The following is a 697-nucleotide window of genomic DNA, read 5'->3' as shown; positions in this document are numbered from 1 at the left end:
CAAGTTCCCAAATAGGCGATTCTAGGCGCGTAGCTAATGGTAGCTAAGTCTGAACTGCCCTAATCTCTTATCTACTTTCCCTATATAAAGAACAGCAGATTTCCAGCGGGATTGATATCTAGCCGCTAGTGATCCCTTGTCGTTGTATGTCACTGATGGGAATCTCAAGCTCTTGTTGATATTTACTAGCGTTTTTCTGGGTATTTTTAAGAACGCGTCTAGTTGTTGTTGGGATGATTAGCGTTGTTGTTCCTGTTATCATCTTAGGACAATGCAAATATAGGATTAACCTTATGCCACATCTACGATTTCGCGCTGTAGAACCTCAAGCAGTACAAGCTTTGTCAAAGCCACTGACTGACGAGCTCCAGCCACTAATGAATAGTCCACGAGAAGATTTTACTTTTGAGTACATCTACACAACTTTCTTTAGTGAGGGCGAGGTAAGTCCTGCTTATCCTTTTGTTGAAGTTTTGTGGTTTGATCGAGGACAAGAGACCCAAGACAAGGTGGCGAAAGTAATTACACAACAAGTTCGTGGTGTAGTCGGTGAAGATATTGATGTAGCAGTCATTTTTTCTGCACTATCGCCAAATGCCTACTATGATAATGGTGAACATTACTAAAGGGGATGTATGATGCGGCTGAGTCTTTCTTTTTATTTAAGTTTATTTTTCTCAGCTCCTCTTTATGCTAC

At 40.9% G+C, this 697-nt stretch carries 1 protein-coding gene; it reads left to right on the top strand.

The features are described from left to right. Positions 1-293: 293 nt before the first annotated feature. The gene (locus R7P64_RS24245; RefSeq protein ID WP_005483015.1) at positions 294-626 is read left to right on the top strand and encodes a DUF1904 domain-containing protein; all 333 of its coding nucleotides are present in this window, start codon (positions 294-296) and stop codon (positions 624-626) included. Positions 627-697: the final 71 nt, after the last annotated feature.

The organism is Vibrio sp. 2304 (genome assembly GCF_033339475.1).
Classification (GTDB): Bacteria; Pseudomonadota; Gammaproteobacteria; order Enterobacterales; family Vibrionaceae; genus Vibrio; species Vibrio alginolyticus.
Note: the sequence above shows the minus strand (reverse complement) of the source record. Positions and strands in the feature narration are given on the sequence as shown.

Coding starts and splice junctions, on each gene's coding strand:
- R7P64_RS24245 (WP_005483015.1), top strand. CDS start 294: ATGCCACATCTACGATTTCGCGCTGTAGAACCTCAAGCAGTACAAGCT.